Genomic DNA, 2,001 nt, shown 5'->3' with positions numbered 1-2,001 from the left:
GGCGTTGACTTTTGGCACGCTGTTGAGTTCTCAAGGAACGGACGCTTCCTTCGTACTCACCCTCTCGGGCTTTCCTCGGGGCGCTTCCCTTCGGTGTTTCCGACTCTATCAGATCCTTTCGGGCCTGATTCCCGGTCGGCGGGGCCTTTCGGCATTCACTACGTTAGCCGATCTCCCTGCCCGATTCATAATCGGGCATCGCGGTTCTGAATTCAGGCATGCGGGCACGCCGAATTCGTCCCCGCTGAGGGGAAGTCGTAGGTAGTGGGTTGGCCGCTCCGGCTGCAGGCGATCGCCGTACCCGGTTCAGCGGCTCGGGCCACATTACGCGGCTCGACGAGGCGCGTCAACTTCGGCGGCGTCTGGGGACATGCGCCCGATAGGGGCTCACCGTGGGGTCGTTGGCGACCCAGTACCGCCACGGGTGGATGTCGCCGTCGCCGCCCTCGCCGGCGACACCGGTGCGCGGGCCGTTCCGTACCTGGTCGGAGGGGACAGGGGTGCCCGACAGCATCCGCAGCGGGGTGTCGCCGGAGGCACATGCGTCGGTGCCGTTCAGGGAGCGGTCGACGCCCAGGGCGGTGGCCAGGCGGGCCGGGCCTTTGGCCAATTCCTTGTCACTGCGGGCCGAGAGGCGACGGGTCCGGGCGAGTTCGGCTCCCTCGATGATCTCGCCGGCGCGCAGCAGCACCGCGCTGGCCCGTCCCTCCGGCCCGCAGACCAGGTTCATGCAGAACCACATGCCGTAGGTGAAGTAGACGTACACATGACCGGGCGGACCGAACATCACGCTGTTGCGGGCTGTGCGTCCGCGATAGGCGTGGGAGCCGGGGTCGTTCGGACCGTCGTACGCCTCCACCTCGGTCAGGCGGAGGGCGATCGGACCGTCCGGGGTGGTGCGTACCAGGACACGGCCCAGGAGATCGGGGGCGACCTCGAGGACGGGCCGGTCGAAGAAGGTCCTGGGCAGGGGCGTACGGTCGGGGGTCGCGATCATCGGTTCGAGGGTACTGGAGACGCCTCCCGCGGCGGGGCGGTGAGCGGATGCGGTGGCTGCCAGGGTGCCAGGGTGTGGGTGCGCGGAACCGGCCACGGCTGGATCGCGTTGTTAGGGATCGAAGCCACAGGGCGACAAAGGGAGAGACATGGCGTTCAAGAAGCTGCTCGCGAGCCTGGGTGCCGGCGGAGCCTCGGTCGAGACGGTGCTGAACGAGGTCAACGTGGTGCCGGGCGGTGTCGTCCAGGGCGAGGTGCGGATCCAGGGCGGCAACGTCGACCAGCAGATCGAGGGACTGTCGGTCGGGCTCCAGGCCAAGGTCGAGGTGGAGAGCGGCGACCAGGAGTACAAGCAGGACATCGAATTCACCAAGTCGCGGCTGGGCGGTGCCTTCGAGCTGAAGGCGGGCGCGGTGCACGCGGTGCCGTTCGGGCTGGAGATCCCGTGGGAGACGCCGATCACGATGATCGACGGCCAGGCGCTGCGCGGGATGAACATCGGGGTCGTGACCGAGCTGGCGATCGCGCGTGCCGTGGACTCCGGTGACCTGGACCCGATCAATGTGCACCCGCTGCCGGCGCAGAAGGCGATCCTGGACGCCTTCGTCCAGCTGGGCTTCCGCTTCAAGAACGCGGACATGGAGCGCGGCCACATCCGGGGTACGCGGCAGAAGCTGCCGTTCTACCAGGAGATCGAGTTCTTCCCGCCGCAGCAGTACCGCGGGCTGAACCAGGTGGAGTTGAGCTTCGTGGCCGACTCGCAGGCCATGGACGTGGTGCTGGAGATGGACAAGAAGCCGGGTCTGTTCAGCGAGGGCAGCGACACCTACCGCTCGTTCCAGGTGGGGCTCAACGACTACCAGGGGACCGACTGGGCGGCCTACCTGAACCAGTGGCTGTCGGAGGTCGGCAGCAAGCGGAACTGGTTCTAGGTGTGCTGTCCCGGGACGTTGGTGACACGCGTGCTGGGTGCTTGAACGGGTGAGGGCCTTCTGGGTTCGGTGT

General features: G+C 67.3%; 2 protein-coding genes. One reads left to right on the top strand and one right to left on the bottom strand.

What is annotated here, in order from left to right; genetic code table 11:
• Nucleotides 1–346 precede the first annotated feature (346 nt).
• Entirely contained in the window at nt 347–997 is a 651-nt protein-coding gene (locus tag ABD198_RS30415) for a DNA-3-methyladenine glycosylase (RefSeq protein ID WP_344007944.1), read from the bottom strand.
• Between the two features lie 148 nt (nt 998–1,145).
• On the opposite strand from ABD198_RS30415, the gene ABD198_RS30410 reads away from it, so the two are divergent.
• The gene (locus ABD198_RS30410; RefSeq protein WP_344007942.1) at nt 1,146–1,928 is read left to right on the top strand and encodes a sporulation protein; all 783 of its coding nucleotides are present in this window, start codon (nt 1,146–1,148) and stop codon (nt 1,926–1,928) included.
• Nucleotides 1,929–2,001 lie beyond the last annotated feature (73 nt).

Source organism: Streptomyces thermocarboxydovorans (assembly GCF_039524635.1).
Lineage (GTDB): Bacteria > Actinomycetota > Actinomycetes > Streptomycetales > Streptomycetaceae > Streptomyces > Streptomyces thermocarboxydovorans.
This window is presented reverse-complemented; position numbering and strand designations above follow the sequence as displayed.